Raw genomic sequence first — 2273 nt, 5'->3', positions numbered from 1 at the left:
AATGAGAGTTTCGTTCTCTCAAAACTGAATAACGGATTCGCAAGACATTTGACCGGATTTGACCCAGCAACCTTAAAAAGTTTGTGGATAAATCCTCGACCGATTAGTATCTGTCAGCTCCATGTGTCGCCACACTTCCACACCAGACCTATCTACCTGATCGTCTCTCAGGGGTCTTACTCATTTACATGATGGGAAATCTCATCTCGAGGGGGGCTTCATGCTTAGATGCTTTCAGCACTTATCCCTGCCACACGTAGCTACCCAGCGATGCTCCTGGCGGAACAACTGGTACACCAGCGGTGTGTCCATCCCGGTCCTCTCGTACTAAGGACAGCTCCTCTCAAATTTCCAACGCCCACGACGGATAGGGACCGAACTGTCTCACGACGTTCTGAACCCAGCTCGCGTGCCGCTTTAATGGGCGAACAGCCCAACCCTTGGGACCTACTTCAGCCCCAGGATGCGACGAGCCGACATCGAGGTGCCAAACCTCCCGTCGATGTGGACTCTTGGGGGAGATTAGCCTGTTATCCCCAGGGTAGCTTTTATCCGTTGAGCGACGGCCCTTCCATACGGTGCCGCCGGATCACTAAGCCCGACTTTCGTCCCTGCTCGACTTGTAAGTCTCGCAGTCAAGCTCCCTTCTGCCTTTGCACTCTTCGAATGATTTCCAACCATTCTGAGGGAACCTTTGGGCGCCTCCGTTACTCTTTAGGAGGCGACCGCCCCAGTCAAACTGCCCACCAGACACTGTTCCTGAACCGGATCACGGTTCGAGGTTAGGATTTCAACACAGCAAGGGTAGTATCCCACCAGCGCCTCCACCGAAGCTAGCGCTCCGGTTTCCAAGGCTCCTACCTATCCTGTACAAGCTGTGCCCAAACCCAATATCAAGCTGCAGTAAAGCTCCATGGGGTCTTTCCGTCCTGTCGCGGGTAACCTGCATCTTCACAGGTACTATAATTTCACCGGGTCTCTCGTTGAGACAGTGCCCAAGTCGTTGCACCTTTCGTGCGGGTCGGAACTTACCCGACAAGGAATTTCGCTACCTTAGGACCGTTATAGTTACGGCCGCCGTTTACTGGGGCTTCAATTCGAACCTTCGCCGAAGCTAAGTCCTCCTCTTAACCTTCCAGCACCGGGCAGGTGTCAGCCCCTATACTTCGTCTTACGACTTCGCAGAGACCTGTGTTTTTGATAAACAGTCGCTTGGGCCTTTTCACTGCGGCTCCCCAGGGCTATTCACCCCAAGGAGCACCCCTTCTCCCGAAGTTACGGGGTCATTTTGCCGAGTTCCTTAACGAGAGTTCTCCCGCGCGTCTTAGAATTCTCATCCCATCTACCTGTGTCGGTTTGCGGTACGGGCACCTGTCTCCTCACTAGAGGCTTTTCTCGGCAGCGGAGGATCAGGGACTCAAGGGCGCTATGCCCTTTTGCGATCACGACTCAGCCTTATGTGTTGGACGGATTTGCCTATCCAACGGCCTCGTACGCTTCGACGCACATCCAATTGTACGCTCTCCCTACCTTTCTGCGTCCCCCCATTGTTCAAACAGAGACAAGGTGGTACTGGAATTTCAACCAGTTTGCCATCGCCTACGCCTTTCGGCCTCAGCTTAGGACCCGACTAACCCTGAGCGGACGAGCCTTCCTCAGGAAACCTTAGATTTTCGACGGAAGGGATTCTCACCCTTCTTTTCGCTACTCATACCGGCATTCTCACTTCTGTACGCTCCAGCTGTCCTCACGGTCAACCTTCTCTGCCTACAGAACGCTCCCCTACCCAACTCCTAAGAGTTGCCACAGCTTCGGTGGTGTGTTTAGCCCCGGTACATTTTCGGCGCAGCGTCACTCGACCAGTGAGCTATTACGCACTCTTTCAATGGTGGCTGCTTCTAAGCCAACATCCTGGTTGTCTAAGCAACGCCACATCCTTTCCCACTTAACACACACTTTGGGACCTTAGCTGGTGATCTGGGCTGTTTCCCTCTTGACGACGGATCTTAGCACTCGCCGTCTGACTCCCGGTTATAAATCTCTGGCATTCGGAGTTTGACTGAACTCGGTAATCCGGTAGGGACCCTCATCCAATCAGTGCTCTACCTCCAGGATTCTCAAAACCGAGGCTAGCCCTAAAGCTATTTCGGGGAGAACCAGCTATCTCCGTGTTCGATTGGCATTTCACCCCTACCCACACCTCATCCCCGCAGCTTTCAACCTACGTGGGTTCGGGCCTCCAGTCGGTGTTACCCGACCTTCACCCTGGACAT

Annotated in this window: 1 rRNA gene; it reads right to left on the bottom strand. The window is 53.6% G+C overall.

Annotated elements, in window-relative coordinates:
• Window positions 1-83 precede the first annotated feature (83 nt).
• Window positions 84-2273 (bottom strand): 23S ribosomal RNA (locus JCM19055_RS22050); the annotation flags it as partial.

Origin of the sequence: Geomicrobium sp. JCM 19055, assembly GCF_000698185.1 — a bacterium.
Lineage (GTDB): Bacteria > Bacillota > Bacilli > Bacillales > Marinococcaceae > Geomicrobium_A > Geomicrobium_A sediminis.
The sequence above is the reverse complement of the archived record's forward strand: the minus strand, read 5'-3'. Positions and strand labels throughout refer to the sequence as shown.